Annotated in this window: 19 protein-coding genes; all 19 read right to left on the reverse strand. The window is 39.7% G+C overall.

The features are described from left to right. Positions 1–3: 3 nt before the first annotated feature. The 19 genes from J4N44_RS27945 to J4N44_RS28035 all read right to left on the reverse strand — a co-directional run bounded on the left by J4N44_RS27945 (position 4) and on the right by J4N44_RS28035 (position 17,665). Positions 4–1,710 carry a TraC family protein gene (locus J4N44_RS27945; protein ID WP_252045833.1) on the reverse strand — a complete coding sequence of 569 codons (1,707 nt, stop codon included), beginning with the start codon at positions 1,708–1,710 and terminating at the stop codon, positions 4–6. After that, on the reverse strand, positions 1,688–4,570 hold the full coding sequence (locus tag J4N44_RS27950; protein ID WP_252045834.1) for a conjugative transfer ATPase: 2,883 nt from the start codon (positions 4,568–4,570) through the stop codon (positions 1,688–1,690). Before J4N44_RS27950 ends, J4N44_RS27945 begins: the two co-directional genes overlap by 23 nt. A gap of 3 nt (positions 4,571–4,573) precedes the next feature. Beyond that, complete coding sequence (locus J4N44_RS27955; protein WP_069218726.1) at positions 4,574–5,023, reverse strand: hypothetical protein; 450 nt, start codon at positions 5,021–5,023, stop codon at positions 4,574–4,576. Next, on the reverse strand, positions 5,020–6,492 hold the full coding sequence (locus J4N44_RS27960; RefSeq protein ID WP_252045835.1) for a TIGR03752 family integrating conjugative element protein: 1,473 nt from the start codon (positions 6,490–6,492) through the stop codon (positions 5,020–5,022). Before J4N44_RS27960 ends, J4N44_RS27955 begins: the two co-directional genes overlap by 4 nt. Beyond that, positions 6,482–7,318 carry a DUF3438 family protein gene (locus J4N44_RS27965; RefSeq protein WP_069218724.1) on the reverse strand — a complete coding sequence of 279 codons (837 nt, stop codon included), beginning with the start codon at positions 7,316–7,318 and terminating at the stop codon, positions 6,482–6,484. The genes J4N44_RS27960 and J4N44_RS27965 overlap by 11 nt, the downstream gene beginning before the upstream one ends. Positions 7,319–7,328: 10 nt before the next feature. Next, positions 7,329–8,099: a PFL_4703 family integrating conjugative element protein gene (locus J4N44_RS27970; protein WP_069218723.1), complete on the reverse strand. Its 771-nt coding sequence runs from the start codon at positions 8,097–8,099 to the stop codon at positions 7,329–7,331. A gap of 2 nt (positions 8,100–8,101) precedes the next feature. Further along, positions 8,102–8,509, reverse strand: a complete 408-nt coding sequence (locus J4N44_RS27975) for a DUF3487 family protein (RefSeq protein ID WP_069218722.1) — start codon at positions 8,507–8,509, stop codon at positions 8,102–8,104. A gap of 11 nt (positions 8,510–8,520) precedes the next feature. Then, positions 8,521–8,889, reverse strand: coding sequence for a DUF2976 domain-containing protein (locus J4N44_RS27980; RefSeq protein WP_081324173.1), 369 nt, complete (start codon positions 8,887–8,889; stop codon positions 8,521–8,523). Positions 8,890–8,904: 15 nt separating this feature from the next. After that, on the reverse strand, positions 8,905–9,237 hold the full coding sequence (locus J4N44_RS27985) for a hypothetical protein (RefSeq protein ID WP_069218721.1): 333 nt from the start codon (positions 9,235–9,237) through the stop codon (positions 8,905–8,907). Next, positions 9,206–9,514 (reverse strand): RAQPRD family integrative conjugative element protein, encoded by a 309-nt coding sequence (locus tag J4N44_RS27990; RefSeq protein ID WP_171904774.1) that lies wholly within the window; start codon positions 9,512–9,514, stop codon positions 9,206–9,208. Before J4N44_RS27990 ends, J4N44_RS27985 begins: the two co-directional genes overlap by 32 nt. 157 nt (positions 9,515–9,671) lie before the next feature. Then, the gene (locus J4N44_RS27995; RefSeq protein WP_252045836.1) at positions 9,672–10,454 is read right to left on the reverse strand and encodes an IncC plasmid conjugative DNA transfer DtrJ family protein; all 783 of its coding nucleotides are present in this window, start codon (positions 10,452–10,454) and stop codon (positions 9,672–9,674) included. Next, a complete protein-coding gene (locus tag J4N44_RS28000) occupies positions 10,447–11,187 on the reverse strand; it encodes a thioredoxin fold domain-containing protein (RefSeq protein ID WP_069218719.1) in 741 nt (246 codons plus the stop codon). The genes J4N44_RS27995 and J4N44_RS28000 overlap by 8 nt, the downstream gene beginning before the upstream one ends. Positions 11,188–11,268: 81 nt before the next feature. Further along, positions 11,269–13,659, reverse strand: a complete 2,391-nt coding sequence (locus tag J4N44_RS28005; RefSeq protein WP_252045837.1) for a DNA topoisomerase — start codon at positions 13,657–13,659, stop codon at positions 11,269–11,271. Positions 13,660–13,752: 93 nt separating this feature from the next. Beyond that, on the reverse strand, positions 13,753–14,172 hold the full coding sequence (locus J4N44_RS28010) for a hypothetical protein (RefSeq protein ID WP_252045838.1): 420 nt from the start codon (positions 14,170–14,172) through the stop codon (positions 13,753–13,755). Then, on the reverse strand, positions 14,162–14,458 hold the full coding sequence (locus tag J4N44_RS28015; RefSeq protein WP_069218716.1) for a hypothetical protein: 297 nt from the start codon (positions 14,456–14,458) through the stop codon (positions 14,162–14,164). Before J4N44_RS28015 ends, J4N44_RS28010 begins: the two co-directional genes overlap by 11 nt. A gap of 62 nt (positions 14,459–14,520) precedes the next feature. Further along, positions 14,521–15,996, reverse strand: a complete 1,476-nt coding sequence (locus tag J4N44_RS28020; RefSeq protein WP_252045839.1) for a recombinase RecT — start codon at positions 15,994–15,996, stop codon at positions 14,521–14,523. A gap of 121 nt (positions 15,997–16,117) precedes the next feature. Beyond that, a complete protein-coding gene (locus tag J4N44_RS28025) occupies positions 16,118–16,750 on the reverse strand; it encodes a hypothetical protein (RefSeq protein WP_069218714.1) in 633 nt (210 codons plus the stop codon). A gap of 354 nt (positions 16,751–17,104) precedes the next feature. Then, complete coding sequence (locus J4N44_RS28030) at positions 17,105–17,329, reverse strand: hypothetical protein (RefSeq protein ID WP_069218712.1); 225 nt, start codon at positions 17,327–17,329, stop codon at positions 17,105–17,107. Beyond that, the gene (locus J4N44_RS28035) at positions 17,330–17,665 is read right to left on the reverse strand and encodes a hypothetical protein (protein ID WP_069218711.1); all 336 of its coding nucleotides are present in this window, start codon (positions 17,663–17,665) and stop codon (positions 17,330–17,332) included. Between the last annotated feature and the right edge of the window lie 125 nt (positions 17,666–17,790).

Genomic DNA, 17,790 nt, shown 5'->3' on the forward strand with positions numbered 1-17,790 from the left:
GAGTTACCCTTCGATTTTTTTGAAAATTGATATGTGCTTGGGTGTGATTAGGGCTCCCAAGCTATTTCCCAAACTTTCAATCACTTCTGCTTGATTGTTGTGATTGATTAAATAATTTTTCACATTAGTTATTAAAAGCCAATTGCTTGAGCTAAGTACCTGCTCATTAATTAACCCATTTTGTTTAATGACAAGAATGTGACAACCAAGCTTAACCACACCTATTAAATAATCCAAATACTGAACCAACAAAGCATTTGACCATAGATGTTCATTGACTTCTATTTTGAAAACATGTCTTGATCCTAAAGTGTTAATTCTTAGACATTTATTAATTAAATCGTAGAGATTAGATAGGGCCAGTAAATCAGAACTTACGCCTTTAATTAAGGTCTCACCATTTAGGCTTTCTATGGGTACCGAGAAATCTTTTGTATCCAATGAATTCTCGAAGAACGTTAAGGGAACTTGCATTGATTCATGACTCTCAACGTCTAAAACCAACGACACTTCGTAATCTATCAATTCATGGTTTATATACTGATCATCATCTAAAACTAGAATTGAACCCTCATTAGGGTTCACACCTATACGATGTCCATATTGAGAAGTTAGTTCTAGTAATGTTTGACCTGTCGTTATTGTTGAAGGTCTTACTAAAAAGCTCAATTTTGCTATATGCTGAACATACATTTCACGTTGATAACAGCCAATTACATCTCTAGTAGGTTTAAAGGCCAGCGGTGAGTGGATGACATATGACCTTAGTGATAACCCATCATGGTTATCCTTAAGTATCGATATTCTATGCCTAGCTAGCAAGGTGATAACTTTCTTTTGTTCTAGATCAACTGCTTCTTGTGAGGTCTCCTTTATATAAACACCACCAGAGGACAATAGACGTTCATCATTTTCAAAAAGTTTGGAAAAAACTATTGTTCTTGTAAAAACAGAGTTCGGCGAAACCTCTTCAATGGCATTTGCTAGCTTTTTGAACGTTCGATGTTTGTAGGGCACCGGTGAAACAAACTGGCATTCGTTAGGTGACTTTTTAAGTCCTCCAAACCGTAAAAATCGGTGATAATCACTGCCTACTTTCCATGAGTTACTTTCAATATCCATTTCGCTATCTTGTAAATGAATTAGATCTGTTATTTCATCATCGATAAGTTCAGATGAAATTCCATCAGAGATCTTCGGTATCACATTGTGAAACCTACATAACCAGTTGACGATAGTAGTGAAATTATCTTCGATTACTAAAAATCCACCTTTTTCTAAACCTGCTTTAATTTCATTTGCCACTCCGTTTAAATCAATAGCTGAATCAAATTTCTCATCAAAAGAGTTTTTCTCAGTGATGCGGCGAGAAATAATCAGCTTGGCTTTCTTTACTAAATAATTACCATCCGACTCTGTATAAAGGTATTCCTGAATAACGTATGGACTTTCATCTAGTGTTAGAATTGGAACGGTTGAGTATGCCTGCTCGATATAATCGGTAATTTCTGGCTGATTTCCAATGTAAGGAGATTCAACTGTAAGAACTTTACCACGACTAATAGCATCTTCTAGGATAACTGTAGTTGTAGACTCATCAAAAGCTAGCAATGGAGACATATCTCTCAACGGTATTTTGTCATCGTTAAAATCAGCCGCAGTATCATTAAAGATAGCTTTCAACTTATCAATGAATGATTTCAAGTTCATGGGTAAAACCTCGAGCCTTATCGATTTTTCTAGCTACGTAATATGCTGCCGTTGCCTCGTCGCAACTCATCTCGTCCATAAATTGAGCTCTCTCTGCTTTTTCATGACCTTCTGTCATTGCTAAAGCCAAGAACAAAGATGGTGGACATGACCTAAATAACGTTTTGTATTTTGGAGAGATCAATACTCCCTCTGTATAGCAGCGACTTTGTTTTCTTGTTGTTTGAAGCATGTGAGTATCTTGATCTGAAAGACCTTTGACGGCTTGAATTCCCAATGCTTCTTCCCTAGGTGTATTAAGAGCAAAATACCACTCCATCATTGAAAGTAGCTTTCTACTGCCACCAGCCATATCGTCAACATTCTGAGTCGCAAAGACCGGCCATGTCGCTAGCTTACGAAAACACTTAACCATTTTTACAAGGTAGGGCCCAATCAGCGGGTTAGAGCACACTAAGTGACACTCATCAACTAAAAACAGTGTGTGTCTACCAGAATGTTGGTGCTGTTCCGCCAGATAGTTCACTTGTTGCAACAATGCAGTAAATGCTACAGCTAATTTATCTTTGTTTGCATCTTTAGCCAGTTCAGCCAAGTCAATAATTGTCACATCGGCGTCAGGGAATGCTTTACCGGATCGATTAAACAACTTTGCATTGAATCCATTGGTGAACATTCTCAAGGTTGTTGCCATGTCAGATAACACATTTTTCTGAGAATCTGTGTACCCGAGACTGTCATCATCGTACTTACCCTCACAAACCATCATCATTGTATCAATGATGTCACTAGTAATAGTTGGCTTTGGTATTACTCGCTCGTTCCCATACTCATCTAGCTCCGGTTTGCCAGTTTCTTCATTAAATTTCGGCTTACCCAGTTCTCGATTTCGTTGTGCGGTTTTTACGATTACATCTCGAACTAGTTGTCGATCGGCACGAGAATATTTGTTGTACTCACGCTCTTCACCACCAGTGATCATCAAAAATGTGATTAATTCAATCTCACCTAAGTAGTCACGTTCCTCATCGTCTGTAGCAGCAGCAACATCTTGTTCATCAAAATCGCCTTCAAACTCCCAATCTTCGAACGTATTTGTATCAACTCCGTCATTTAAGACATTGTCAATATCAGCATACGGTGCTAACGAAGGCGCTCGTTTCATATCTAGACGCATTTTATTCACAGAGAGCCCCTGTGATTTGAAATAGTCACCTAGTAATCCAAAACTGTTCCCGTACTCGATAATGAACATTCTTGGCCGGTAGATTGCCTGATTCATTACGGCCATTTGTGCAATGCTTACCGATTTACCTGAGCCTGGTGGACCTACGATAAACTGGAAAGCATTCATCAATCTTTCGTCTGAATTCAAAGGGTCATGGAAGACAGGGGCACCACCTCTGTTGAAGAAAAACAAAGCCGGATTTCCACTGCCCTCACCGCGACCAAACATGAATGATAGGTTCGCGGCATGATCGAACTTCATTAAACGCATATAGCGATTTGATTTGTCTGAAAGAGGTTTAAAGTTCATCGGCAAATGATGTATAAACCCATCAAGACTCAAACCGTCTTCACTATCTTTTAGAAGTTTTATCTTGTTATTGGTGAAAGTCGCTATAATTTTACGTTGCTTAGTATCAAGTTCATCTAGAGTATTTGCCGAAACATAAACACCCATAGTGCATCTTGTAGATTTAGGGCTGTCTATAAAATCATTTCTCGTTGACTTTAGAATTCGTCTTGCTCGTTCCGAATCGTTTGAGTTGGTTCGACTAGCTTTTTCAAGCTTAATCATTTTGTCTTCTAGGTCTGACTTAGCAACGAAGACGACTGTTTTAGCCATCATGCAACCATCTGGGATTGAGTCAATGGCATTTTGTACAGTTGCAGAAGCTCCAACGCCTGTTACGACTTCACCAGTTAATTGACCAATCCTCGGGGGTTCTGATAGTTCAGCAAAACGTAGAAATCGCATTTTCTGGTCATCAAATGTCCAACAATTTTCTTCTACGCTTGAAACGGGTCTGTTATTGACAAGGGTTTCTCGTAACTCTGGTCCTATGTCTCCTTCGCCTTCTACGTCAGTCATTAGGTCATAAAACTCTTCGACTTCCATGCCACAATCAGGTGAAGGGTTGAAGAATCTATAAAGCCAAAATAATACGTCTTTCTTGTTATCACGCTTATAAGTAATACCGACTTGGTCAAAGCAAACTTGTATGTTCTCAATCACTTCATTGAGTTCAAGTGCGGGGTTAAATTTTCCCGATTCTACTTTAGATATTTCTTCGTCCGTGATTCTTCGGTATAGCACAAATTTTGTACGGGGAATTTTCAGGCCCCATTGTTCGCGGGTAACTTCTTTGTCTTTAAAAATCCCACCATCTTGTGCCATGCCACGGAGGTGATGCTCAGTAACTCGTAAATATTCTTCAGTTAATTGTGTTCCTTTCGCGTGTGGTTGTACGTAATTTCGAATCTTCTCCATTACTTGAGAGATACGGTTATCGTTATACGTAAACTCTTGTAGTACCCATTGGCCTAATGCCGGAGTTTTCGCTTCGAAAACCGAATAAATTCGCTCCACGCCATTTCTATATTCAACCAATTCTTCTGTGGTTTTGCCTACAGTTGAAATTGGTGAGATCGTGAACACTGCGGCACGACTGTAACCGTCCTCAAGAACAAAAGTGTCAGTTTCTTCATCGAATGACTTATAAGGCAAAATATCAACGAATGACTTCGCTTCACGCTTGTAAAGTTCTTGTTCTTTTGATTGGCTGTATACACCTTTCTCAAAGAAGTATTTCTTTAGGTAGTCTGAAACCTTTGAAAAATCTTTAAGTGCACCCATAGATTACAGGCCTTCCATTGGGAATTGACCGTCTGTCAGTGACTCTTCACCTGGTAGTGCATACTCATCGCGGTCGTACATGCTAAATTCAGTCATCCACGCAGGCCGTGGCATTCTGTCTTCTTTCGTTAAACTCGGCATAAAGAAAATTGTGATTGTTGGATTCGCCAGTTTTTTAAAATTCGATTGTCCGGTTTGATTTACTACATAAGGGTTAATACGGGTTTCTTCCCATGTTGCAGGTCTTTTATTGACGTATCTGCCATCGGCTCGTTCGAGGTACCCAACATTGTTATTGTCTATTCCTCGACTTTGATAGATTTCTTTCATCGTTTTTTCGGATAAAGGAATAGGTGATTCAGCGTAGAGTTCTGCCTCCGTTTTTGGTTCAGGTTTGCTTGAGCAGCCGAAAAGACTTAATACTGCGATAGAGAAAAGAAGCTTTCTGATCATTGCAGGAATTCCTCAATATTGTCTTCATGGACAAGACGTCGACCTTTAGTGTCATAGTCGATGTCAATTTGTTTTTCGATATTGATAACGACCTTTTTACCCGCACCAATGAATACTGCATCAAACGCATCTTCCATGCGCTCATCTATCTGGTCTTTTAGTTTTTGCGATGTTTCTTCTAAGGCTGTTCCGCCAGCGTATGACAGTACATCACCAGTAATTGATGTCTGAACACCATCGGCTGATTCAAACTTAGTTGTTTGTGACTCTGCAATTGCACTGCCTAAGGTAGATAGAGCTGTAACGCTACCCGCTTGAGCTAAGTAATCTTTGAAGTTAGAGATATATAGACCTGGTATACAACTATTACCCCATTGGTCCGATATATAGCCAAAAAATTCGCCCTCTACTGTATGCACCGTCCCATCAGAAAATGTGTAGGTAAGAGAATCAACATCACCTCGGGCACATTCCAAGACAAAATCACCTTGTGCAGTTCCACTAGCAACAACGTCAACAAGATTCGGAATATACAACCCATTTGTAGCAAGGTTTTCTGGACCTAGAATTACTTTAAATCTGAATGGATTATTTACTTTTCCACCAATGGGAACGCGCCCTATGATTGAATTCATTGCTATTGCATCAAGCAGCGTTGAGTTTGCAGGGATTGTGTAAATTGGGTGAGACGTAACTTTTTCCACTACATCTGCAATTGAGTTACCTTCTCCTCCTTGTTCCTCTTCATTTTTCGCGCCTACTGACTTCTGTTGTGGATTGAGATTGTTCTTTATTTGCTCCTCTGAGAAAGGAAAAGTCTCAACAGGTTCAGCATTAGGATCTCGTGGGTCCTTTTTAATTGTTAAGTCATCTGGACGTGACCATATTATTCCGTCACTCAATGCAGGTCTTGATACGTTTCCTGATGCAGAAAGTCCAATAGAACCATCATCATTAGGTGTTGTAACAGGTCGCTTTAAAGATGGGATTTTCCCATGTAAAGACTCAGGAATAACATTCTCTAGGCCCAATGAAGGAGTAACAGAACTAGTAGTGTTAGTTGTTGTATTAGTTTGTTTAGGTGGATTAAGTTTAAGTTCAGTGACTTTTTTATTCGCTTCTCCAAGTTCGTGTTTTAGTTCACGAGTTTCTGTTTCCATAGCCTTGATACGCTCCTCGAGAGCTCGCATTTCGCCGAGATCTCTTTCACTTATCCCAGACTTAACTCTCTCAAGTTCATCCTTCAATAATTTATTGTTACGTTCACCAGCTTCCATTTGGGCTAGCAAGGTACGTAACGACTCATTCATGTTGTCGCCCACTTCTGGGTTTTCTTTTGGCTTTGCAGCCTCAAATGAAGATTTAACAGGCCCTTCGTTGGATTCTGTATCTGGTTCTTTGTCACCAGAGAGCATCATGAAGCCAAAGAGAAGTGCACAAGAAATTACACCGACAGCTTTAATATTCATTTACGTTACTCTTCTCTATCAGTGAAGGACTATAAACCGCATACTCAGATAGAGGCTTTTTAGTTACTACTAATAAGACTGTTTCGTCATAAACCGTTCCCGCAGGACCAACCACTAAATGGTGTACAGAAGCAGCAATCATTGATGGATATAAGTCTGTGTATTTTATTTCTCTTGGCTTACTAGATTTATTTGTGAGAAGTATCGCTGTAACCGTATAAGATTGGGTTCTATATTGTTTGAATGCGTTTAGCTCAAACAAGCCGGCAGAGCGACCTCCAAACAAAAGATCAAGTCTAAGCGGCTTTTTTATGTACGATTCGGCAACATTTATTTTTGGTTTAAGTCTTGGAACACCAAACAAATCTATGTGTGCATATTGCAAGATTTCTTTAACAGTTAGACCTTTTCGCTCTTGAGGCTCAAGCCCATATACCTTAGAGGTTTTTTCCATATCTGCTTTACGGATAACCTTTAAATCTTCAAGAGGCTCACCGGTACCTTCTGTCGCAAAAACATCGAGGAATATTCGCTCCCCAGACTCAGTCACCAAATGAAAACGAGTCTTTTGAAAAGGCTTTTTTGGAGTAAGGTATAAAGTACCTGCTGCGTTATAGTCACGGATTAGAGGTCTAATGTTTTCTGGAATTCCCAGATCAACATTTGATGGCAAATGAATTAGCCTTTCTGTTCCGACCTCTAGTCGTACTTGAATTGGTGTTTTATCCCAAACAGCAATTTCAGTAGAAAAGGCATTTAAGCTGACAACAGCCAAAACCATACCTAGAACATTCACCAATGTTTGAAAATTAATCTTGTTAATCATTTAATTGCTCTTACTTTTCAATACGGTAAGGTTCTTGCGCATAGCCAACAATTCTTATCCCGAGTGGGTTGTATTCAATATTGGAGTCAAATCGCTCTACGAGAAGTGGGTACCGAATTACAGTCTCTTTAACCACTTTTCCTAGGTATGTTTCCTCAGTAGCCATATCGATATATACGGTCCATGTTTGGTTGCTTGTCTTAACTACCCTCTCGTCAAATTCACTTAGCATTTTTCCTACATACCATGAACGTTTTTTACGTTTAAGGAACCCGCCGAATTTAAGTTCTCTGTATTCTTCAGCTAATTGAGCAAGAAAGTCGGGAGAGAAAAAATATTGCCAGCGGTGAAGATTATCTTTGGTGTCTTCAACACCATTTTTTTCCCAAGTGTTCATTGCGGTCCAAAGGTATGCAACATCACTTAAAATTGAAGCTTTGGGGAAGTCATTCGGTGATAGAACTGCACCATTAGTTATGTCTGGTGGAATACGAATTCTTAGTTGTTTGGGTGCTTGAGAGTTACTGTAAATTGACATTCCAAGCGCAATACTTAGACCGAAAATAATCGAACGAAGAGTTGCAATATGGCTATCGTGCTCTTTAAATCGAGCTACCATTCTTTTTGGTAGCTTTCCTTTTTGGAAAATTTCTGACTGGTTTTCATCAGTCTTCTCAGGTGACTTGAGTAGCGTATTGATGGCGTCTGTGTTAGCCGAATCAGCCGATGTTGCCTTCGAAAGCTGCGCATCATCAGATTTTTTTTTACTTTTAAAAAACATACTTATTTCGACTTTTTCTTCTGGGGATTACTTGGCTTGGTGTTGTCCCAAACTTGATTAGCTATCAAGTTAAAGTTGTATCTCGCTCCGAAGATCCCTTCATCTTGAATTTTGCGCATAAGGTCAATCCAAAGCATGTACGAAGGACGACCTTTCTTTAGGATTTCTGCACGCTTCGCCAGATAAATCGTTAGTGGTAATGCTAGGGCAAAAGAAACAACTGCTGCGTATATTCCCGCCCCATCGTAAATACTAGAAACTAAAGGAACCAAAAGAAGAGCTATGCCAACCGTTGATCCGAAAAAACAAAGACCAAACTCTGCGTTAGTAAAACCACCTATAGAGCATGGTGAAAAATCGAGCTGATCCAAAGGTACTTTTGATGTTTTCTCTTTCTCGATTGATGACATAGCTTTTAACCTTAACTAACTGCGTCGCCTTGGTTTAACAACCAGAAAACGAAGACCATTACTGCGGCACCAACACCAGTAACTAGGAATAGATCACTCCAATCTTTCTTACCTTTTTGAACTTGGATAAATGTCCAAACAATAGCTGCTGCGATGACAAAAAAAGTTACGACCGATGCGACAATTGAAAACAGGTCATAACCTTTCAAAAACTGAAGTTTGAACCAGCCCATGTAATCACCGTTCTGAACAGTATCAGCCACAGGTGTTGGTAAAGCTGCATTGGAACTTGTTGTAACCAAACCCGCCCCCACTACCGCTGCAAATCGTTGACCGGCTAAGGTGTAGTTGCTTCCTAGCCGCTTGATTGTATTTATCATTTCGTATCTCTCTTTTTATGCATTAACAAAAGCTATCGCTGCGATTAGAATCATCAGAAGACGCCATGCGTAAATCATCAGATCAGTCATCGTAATTTTTCCGTTCACAATACAGGCCTGATACAAGCCGAGGACAATCCACGCTACAACTAAAAATACTGTTGCAATTGGCACCATCCGAAGTACGTACGACCATGTATCAAAGCTTCCCGCGCCCAAAATGGTGTCCCAAAGGACTTGGTTTGATGCATTAGGGTTTGGTGCATACACAACAGCATTGGCAGTCGTTGACGCACATAGCGTTAAAAGTAACGCCTTAGCCTTTAATTTCTTGCTCACGTTTCTCATACTCCACTCTGAAGTTTCGATATGGTTGTGTCGGAGCGTCCAAGTAATGCCTCACGCGAAGCATTAGTTCATTTCCATCACGACGTAGCGCATCGTATTGGAGCTTGACTCGACGGTTTGGGTCTGCGCTTACTTCAGCTTCATCCAAAAGCTCTTGAAGCTTTTCAAAGTGGTCTAGATAGCGTTCTAATGATTCACGCTCTTCCCATACGTCGCAGAACGCAGGACCACTAATAAAACCCAGCGTACAAGCGAGGACACAGAATATTTTCTTCATAAACATTTATCGTCACAGATTATGGTTAGGGTTATACCTTAATTAATGCCCTGATGCAGAAGGAATTTGCATCATTTATGGTGCTAGGTTTGGCGAAAAAAAAACCTCGATTTTCTCAACGAAAATTCGAGGTTTTTTTGCGAGTATTGTCTTGGTTTTACCAATAAACTTTGAAGTTTTTAGCTAACGAACGAACAACGATGGCAGTTACGATAGCTGATGGCAAAAAGAAGTATGATGGTTGTAGCTCATGTGGCATAACAAAATATAGGTAGATGACCGTCAAAGACGCCACCCTAAATTTTCTGTAATAGAACTCTAATTTGTCCGAAGAGTCTGGATCACCGCGATACATTCTCAACTTTCGCTCAACCAACCCATTAACTAAGCCGGCGAAACCAAATAAAAAATAAAGCGGAAGATAGCTAAGTAATATCAATAGCTTTAAGAACCACGCTAATGTGACTAGTAGCCAAATAGTACCAAGTTCTTGGAGGATACTTATACTCTCGGAAACTGGTCTTACTCCTCCTAGCTCAAGATTGGTGTAGTGATTTACAGCGCCATCAATAAGGTTTTCTGTCTTTACACCAAGATCAACTCCTTTGACAATAGACTCGAACCATTCTAAACGTCCCTGCACCCAAATGACCGAGTCTGTGTAGATTTTTTTCACATGAAACCACTCCCCAACATGCACTGTGGCGTCATAAGCAGTTTCATAGCCGTTTGCAGCTCTCCCTACAGTTCTCACCCCGTGATACCAGTCGTAAGCGTAAAGGCTGAAATAAAGCATTAAACATAGAAAGCCTGCCGACGATAAAATCCCAAGATACTTAAGGGTGAACTTAAGCGTAGGAGTAATTATCGGTATTGATTGGGCTTTCTTTTTAGACTTCTCTTCACGATTATTGTTTGAGGAATTGTTTTCATCAGCCATTTGGCTTGCCTGTCTTGAGTTTCATTGACTCTTCCAAACCAATGATTGCTTCAGCAGTCATCCGTGGGCCGATGTTGTTTATTTTATTGCCTTTGTAATATATCGATGGTGTCCCAGGGACTCCTAAAGTCAAAGCTGCTTGTTGATGCACTAGCATCTGAGTGCTAGGTTTATCGGCTGTAGGCAAATATCCTGTTTCCATTGCACGTTGCAAAGCGCCATACTGATCAAGCTCATTGTAAATGCTAGACATTTGCAGATAAGGGGATGCTTGAGGTCCATTTCTGGATACCAAAATAAATTCAACTGTAATTCCATAATTGAGGAATTCATCAACTTTACTATGAAAGTTTCTACAGGCTGGACAGCTTATGTCAGTAAAAACCTGTATTTTGGCTTGTTCATTTTCAGCTTTTGCTACGATTTTGAAAGGTATTGACCTCAAGAAATCATCAATTACATAAGCGGATTCTGATAAAAGAGATATCCTACCGTTAGATTCATCCTTTTGAAGCGTAAATAGCTCTCCGTTGCTTATAATTAAGTTCTCTTTTCTGTTTACGTATAATAATCCAGCACTGGTAAATATAGCCTCCAAACCTGTGGCCTTCATCTCCTGAGTCTGCGATGTCCTTAAAATATCAACATCATGATCAAGTAAATATTGATCTAAGTAATCAGCATTAACACAGAAACTAACGAGAGTGCTTAATAAAACTAGTTTTCTATTCATTGTTATGTCCTTTAGACTTTAGGGGTAGTTATACGTTACCCCTAAATCTGTCAACAAATAATTTTTATCTCTAAACACTAATTATGAGATTTTATAGCCACATTCGCGCCAGTCAGAACATCCACGCTCTATAGTGCCCTTCTTTGGTCCTTTCTTGATGACGTAATTTCTTAATGGCTTTTCACAATCAGGACATAGGCCAAAGACAGGTTCCCCTTTCCAATCATCAATCCAACCGCATGAACCTTGACACATCCAATTTTGACCAGCTCTTTTAACAGTTGATGATTTACACTTAGGACAAGTTCTTTCCTCAACCATCTTTGGAGTACCGTTGTTATCTAACAAATACTCTTTACAACCTTCAGATTGACATTGCCACGCAATCCCTTTTTTACCAATAAACTGCTTTGCCGTTCCTAACGTACATTTTGGACATGGTGCATGTTTTGGGATAAAGATCTTACCTTTGTATGAGTTGAAGTTGTTTTGACACATTTCGCAATGGTAATACTCACCTGTCTTACCTTGGCGACTTTTGGCAACACCGTTACAACCTTCTGTTGGACAATTATCTTCTTTTATTTCATGGATTAAACTTGAAGGTATGTTTATTCCCTTTTTGATTTCTTCAACTTGGATTGCGACAAATTCATGAATATCATTCAAAAATTCATTTGCACTTAGCTCACCGTTCTCAATTTTCTTTTGTTGGTGAGCCCAGATAGCAGTCTGTTCAGGAGTTGTGATGATTGGAGGCAAGGCACCTTCAATTACTTGCCCATCTAAGGTTGAGCGAAGTTTACCTTGCTTTACACATATAAATTTCTTCTTAAATAAATCCATGAAAATTGGAGTTCTGGTAGCAGCAGTACCAATCCCGCCGCTTTCGTCCGAATCTGCATCCTTTTCAAGCAGCATTTGACGAACTGTTTCATCCTTTACATATTTCGCTGTATGTGCAAGATCTGGAATAAATGTTGCCGTTGTATAATACGGCGGTGGGGTGGTTTTTTGAGGTTTTACTCTTGAAGCAACGCAGTCGAAAAGGCAACCTTCATTTATGTTAGAGATATCTAAAACATCACCTTGTACTTCTTCTTCTTCAGAAGATAGTGCTTCATCTTGATCTAGGTCTTTGTCAAAAAGAACAGACCATCCCTTTTGTTTAACGGCAGTGTACGTAGATGAAAATAGATTTCCGTTGGCGCTAAACTTAAATTTACTCTCTTGGACTACCTTTGGTGGTAAAAATTGAGCAATATAATTTCTTGCTATTAGCTCATAGATATTGAATTCATCATCAGAAAAATCCCCTACTTTGGAGATGTTAATTGTAGGTATGATGGCGTGATGAGCAGTCACTTTTTTTGTATTAAAGGCCCTTGTTTTACGGCTTGGATCTGTATGTGAAATGACTAGCTCGAATTCTTCGATATTTGCCAATGTACCTAGCAACAAATCTGCATTCTCATGTGCTTCATTAGTAAGGTATCTTGAATCCGTACGGTTATACGTGATTGCCTTTTTTGACCTTAATGACTGGGTAATCTTCATCACCTTATCTGGCATATACCCATACTTCCTAGATGCTTCTGCTTGTAATGAGCCTAAGTCAAAAGGTAGAGGTGGATTATCATTACGGTCTCGATTGTTAAACTCAACTAACTCAAACTGTTGATTTTTTATTGTTGAAGACAGTTCTTCAGCAAATGACTTGTTTACAATTCTTCCCGCTTCATCTATCGGGTCAGTATCAGAGGCAATGTAGCGGACATTTTTAAGGCATATGTCCCCCATCATTAAATCAACGGTTATATTGAAATAATCCGAAGGCTTGAAGTTCGCGATAGTTCTCTCACGTAGGATTATTAGTGCTAACATTACTGTTTGAACACGACCGCAAGTAAGAGTCTTTTGATAACCTTGAGATTGTCCTTGGCAAGTTAATGCTCTTGTTAAGTTATAGCCGAAAATTTGATCCGCAGCTTTTCGCGCAATTTCTGCCATTGCAGCAGGATAGAACTCTTTGCCATCCCGAAGGTCATTCCACGATTTCGCAATTAGGTTGTTGTCTGTTATCAACACTCTCATAACTGGTGCAGTAAGGTTTAGATTTTGGTAAACCTCCCAAAATATCGCTTCCCCACTACTGTCGATATCACATGCATTCACAATCGAGTCACAGTTCGCCATTTGACGCTTTATCGTATTAAGTAATGCTTTTTTTCCATCACCAGGTTTAAATTCAAGAGGCCAACGCATTGGTAGGTCCTCTAACTTCCAGACAGAATATCGGTCATCAAATTCTTCAGGGTCTTTTAGTGAATACATCCCACCCACACACCACGTAATAACCATATTGATGTCAGAGCATTCAATATAATCACCGTGGTTAGTGTAATTTGAGCTTAACGTAGATGCTATATCCGCGCCTAATTCGGGCTTTTCGGCAATAACTCCAACTCTCATAAAATCCTCATAGCATAATGTGCACCACCTATATCGTCACACATTTTTTTGCTTTGATCTATAAAAAAGCCCCCCGAATTGGGAGGCTTTTGTTTAGAGTAAGTCATTAAGGGTTCGATTCAAAATTCTCACAATTTTTTGAGAGTTTTTACTTGTTCTCTTTCGATGAATACTCAGCGATTTGTGGATTATGTTATAAGCCATGTCGTAAGCTTGCTCTTTATCTATGCCAATGGCTTTAAAGCAAGCTAAAAAGGAGAAGTCGTGCTCAGATTTATCAAATATCCATTCTAGATACTCAATCACTCGGTTTGCACTTAATTGCGAGTGAGTCATATTCGAGTAAAAGTCATCTCGAATTGAGTCCTGCAAAGCGCTGACATCTTTCACATTTGGTTCTAGCGGTATTTCTGCCTCAAAATAGAAAGGACAAACGCTGTATTGGTGTATTGTCGGAATCTCAACTTTACTCCCCCCTCTTCGGTTAGGATAAATTGTTGAGTTAAACTCCATTACACCCCTCCATGCTTGACGAATTACATAAACCTTTGAGGATTTTTCCTACTTGCCCCCATTCATTTGTACACGTTTCGCGAAGTTCATCTATTTTTGTTGGGTTACGAATTGCCCAGCGCTCAATAGAGACAATAATATCTTGCGTACTACCAAAATCAGGAGTGCTTTCGGTTAACTTATGCGCCTGACATAAAACCCAAAAAGCCACTTCTCGCGGTTGGTTACTAAGTTGTTGACGAGCCTCAGACCCAAAGTCACGAGCCTCTTGCATGATTTTTAACATTGGTTTTCCCCTATAATTTATTAAATGGACTCCCCTAACGTACTGTTAGAGGAGTAGTCTTCCTAAAAATCTAGGAATTTATATCCTGTCGAAAATTCGACATGTTGTTTGAACAGTTTAACGGCATCCTGACCATGATTTTGTTTTATCTTGGCAAGAACTTGAGTTGCGATGCTTGTTTCAAATTGATTTAACTCAATTGCAGTAACTACTGAATTGTATCCATCAACAAGGGCACCAGGCAAAGCTGGAAGCTCTGACTCACATTTCTGTGATTCCTGATTGTCGATTAATTCTGCATCTTCAATTTCTTGCTTTTCATCGATATTCGAATTAAGCACATCAAATTCAACTTCCTCAAAATCGAGTTGGCTTGTTCCCGAAGCCTTCAGGTTTTGATCATCTGATTCAAAAACTTCGCCTTGAAGAATTTCCTCTTCCGACTCAGAAGCTTCGCCTTGAAGAATTTCTTCTTCCGACTCAGGAGCTTCACCTTGAAGAATTTCTTCTTCTGACTCAGGAGCTTCACCTTGAAGAACTTCCTCTTCCGACTCAGGAGCTTCGCCTTGAAGAATTTCCTCTTCCGACTCAGGAGCTTCGCCTTGAAGAATTTCCTCTTCCAACTCAGGAGCTTCGCCTTGAAGAATTTCCTCTTCCGACTCAGGAGCTTCGCCTTGAAGAATTTCCTCTTCCGACTCAGCAACTACGTCTTGCAGAATTTCCTCTTCTGACTCGGCAACTACGTCTTGCAGAATTTCTTCTTTTGACTTTGTTGGTTCATCTTGAAGACCTTCTTCCCCTGACCCAGTGTTTTCCCGATGGTCTGTTTCATTCACCGCTTCTGAAGCTTCTAAACTCTTCACTTCTTCTTCCGGCATTGAAGCTACATCAGGATTTTGGTCGGAAGACGTAGATTCTTTAATTTCAACCGAACCTTCGCTCTTGCCTTTTGATTTCTCTTTGTCGATAGTAATTTCAACTGGAACATAGCTGTCCCACACGCTACTAGTGACTTTTTCAAGAACCGGCAATGCAACCGTCTGCTCTTGTTTCTTAAATGCCATTCGACAAACTGCACCAAATGCTACGCGAGGTAAACGACGTTTAGCAGGCAGGAATGTCATATCAGTTGTATCACCGACGATATCATCGAGATATTCTCTATGAGAATATTTTAATGAATCAACGGTAATAGTGCATGTTACCCACTCAGGCCCACGTACAGTTTCCCCTGCAAATTCGATCTCTACATTGTTCTCTGCATATTCGAATGTGTATTCATACCCTTGGGCAATTTTTAGCCAACCATCATATCCAATTCGAGTTGACTCAATTGAGCGTTCTCCATTGGTTACGAGTATTGGGTAAATTTCACCTTTAAATGGGTTCAAATCGTACTCTTCAGCACGAGCGAGTAAGACTGCTACAGCTTTCGGAGTGCAAACGGTAAATTTGAATGTGTGCGCCATTAGCGCTTCAACTAGTTCTTTGTCTGAACTAAAACCGTACTTTTCTACAAACTTGTTAAAATTTTCCATATTTTTCCCCTTTGATTAATTAAAGTTATTGCAAGTGCAATAAGTATGAGTTGGCCCATAATTATTGAACTTGTCACTAAAATGGGCCTCAAAGGCCCAAATTAGTATAATTGCAAATATCTTATGCACGAGGTGTTGCTAAAACACCTTCAAAGTTTTTAAAACGTTCAGCAAAAGCTTTACGATCTCCTTTGTCGTGCGAGCGACCAAAAAGACCGCCACTTACAAGAGCATCAGCTTTACGCTGTTCTTCAGCTTGCGCCAATTCTTGATTAGCGCGTCGTGTAGCTTGTCTCTTAGCTGTAGTCGCATTTTTCTTAGCTTGTTCTGCCTTTTCTGACAGATATTCAGCAAGCCTTGCGTCACATTCTTCTTCAGAAAAATAAGATGCAGGGATGCCAGCTCGAATGAATGCAGGCGAAGATAAATCTTCTTCCTCCTTAATCATTGATGATACGACTTCAATTCCAGCTTCATCGTTAACCTCTTTAATAGTCGAAGTGTTTGGAGACCAAACGTCAGAACTAGAAGCGCCAGATGTAGCTAAAACAGGTTTTGGACCAGCAAAACTCTTAAAGATTTTCGCTGTTTCAAGACCTGATTCGATTACTGCTTTAATGAACATCGCAATAGCTCGAGGCAAACCAATAATGATTTGTTTCAAGCAGCTACCTATAAAAGTAACGCTTGCGCTAAGTGCAAATGAACATACAGCAATAGTAAGACAGATGATTACAATTTCTGAATCTAACATGGATTTTCCCCTATGATTATTTAATGAAAGGCTTAAGCCTTTAAGTTAAAGCACTAAGTGCAATACCTATGATGTGTCATAGGTATTGTACCTAAAAGAATCATCGAGTTTTCAAACTCAATGATTCCTTACTTTAGATTTTTTTGAATTTTTTCCGACTAATCAACCACAATGGTAATTTGTTGAATAGTAAGTCAATTAGATTTCGGCAAACCCAAAACAATGTAACCGCAAAGATAAGGTTTCTTTCAAGGACGGAAGCATTGATAGCCGCATAGTTGATGCCACAACTAACAACCACCAAGAGCACGAGACCATGTATGAACCCAAGTCGAAATGGAAAGAGTATGTTAATCATTCTAAACCTCCTCTCCTTATCGAAATTACTTTTGCGTAAAACTCGATACCAAGGTCTTTTGCAGAGTTACCTAAAGGTGCTAAAGAGTCAAGAACGGGAACCACTGTATCGTTCAAATTACCTCCTGTAGCATAAGTAAAGACTACAATAAACCCGATCAACGTAAAGCCAGTCAAGACTAACCCTTTCAAAATGCGAAAAAGCCAAGAAAACAGAAACATCTACTCTCCTCCCTTGTTGGTACTAAACAGTGCTTTAATGCCTTTGATATAATCATCGGCTAACATGTTTGGACCAGCTCTAACAGAGATGAAAGGACATTCTTCTGGATGCACCGTGTAACCTCGAAAAGCATATGTGCCTGTTCCAGTCATTATTGGGTGTATCTCGCGAAGATTGAACCCAGCCTCAGCAATTCTGCGTAACCGTTCTTGTGAATCATAAGTATTTGCTTCTGCAAGCTTAGTGATTTCATCAATCAACTGTTTGGCTGTAAATTGGATAGTGTTTTCTAGTCTTGCCTTTCTGATAAGGTATTCTTGTGATGCACTTTTCATTAGGCGCTCTTCCTCTTATTAAGAAGGAGAAGCTTTCCTCGTACAACAAAAGGCATTTGTCGTTTGAAGATAGATTTAGTCTTCATATAATTTATCCCCTATAGTTATTTAATGTATTCAGATGA

The organism is Vibrio sp. SCSIO 43155 (assembly GCF_023716605.1).
GTDB classification, from domain to species: Bacteria; Pseudomonadota; Gammaproteobacteria; order Enterobacterales; family Vibrionaceae; genus Vibrio; species Vibrio harveyi.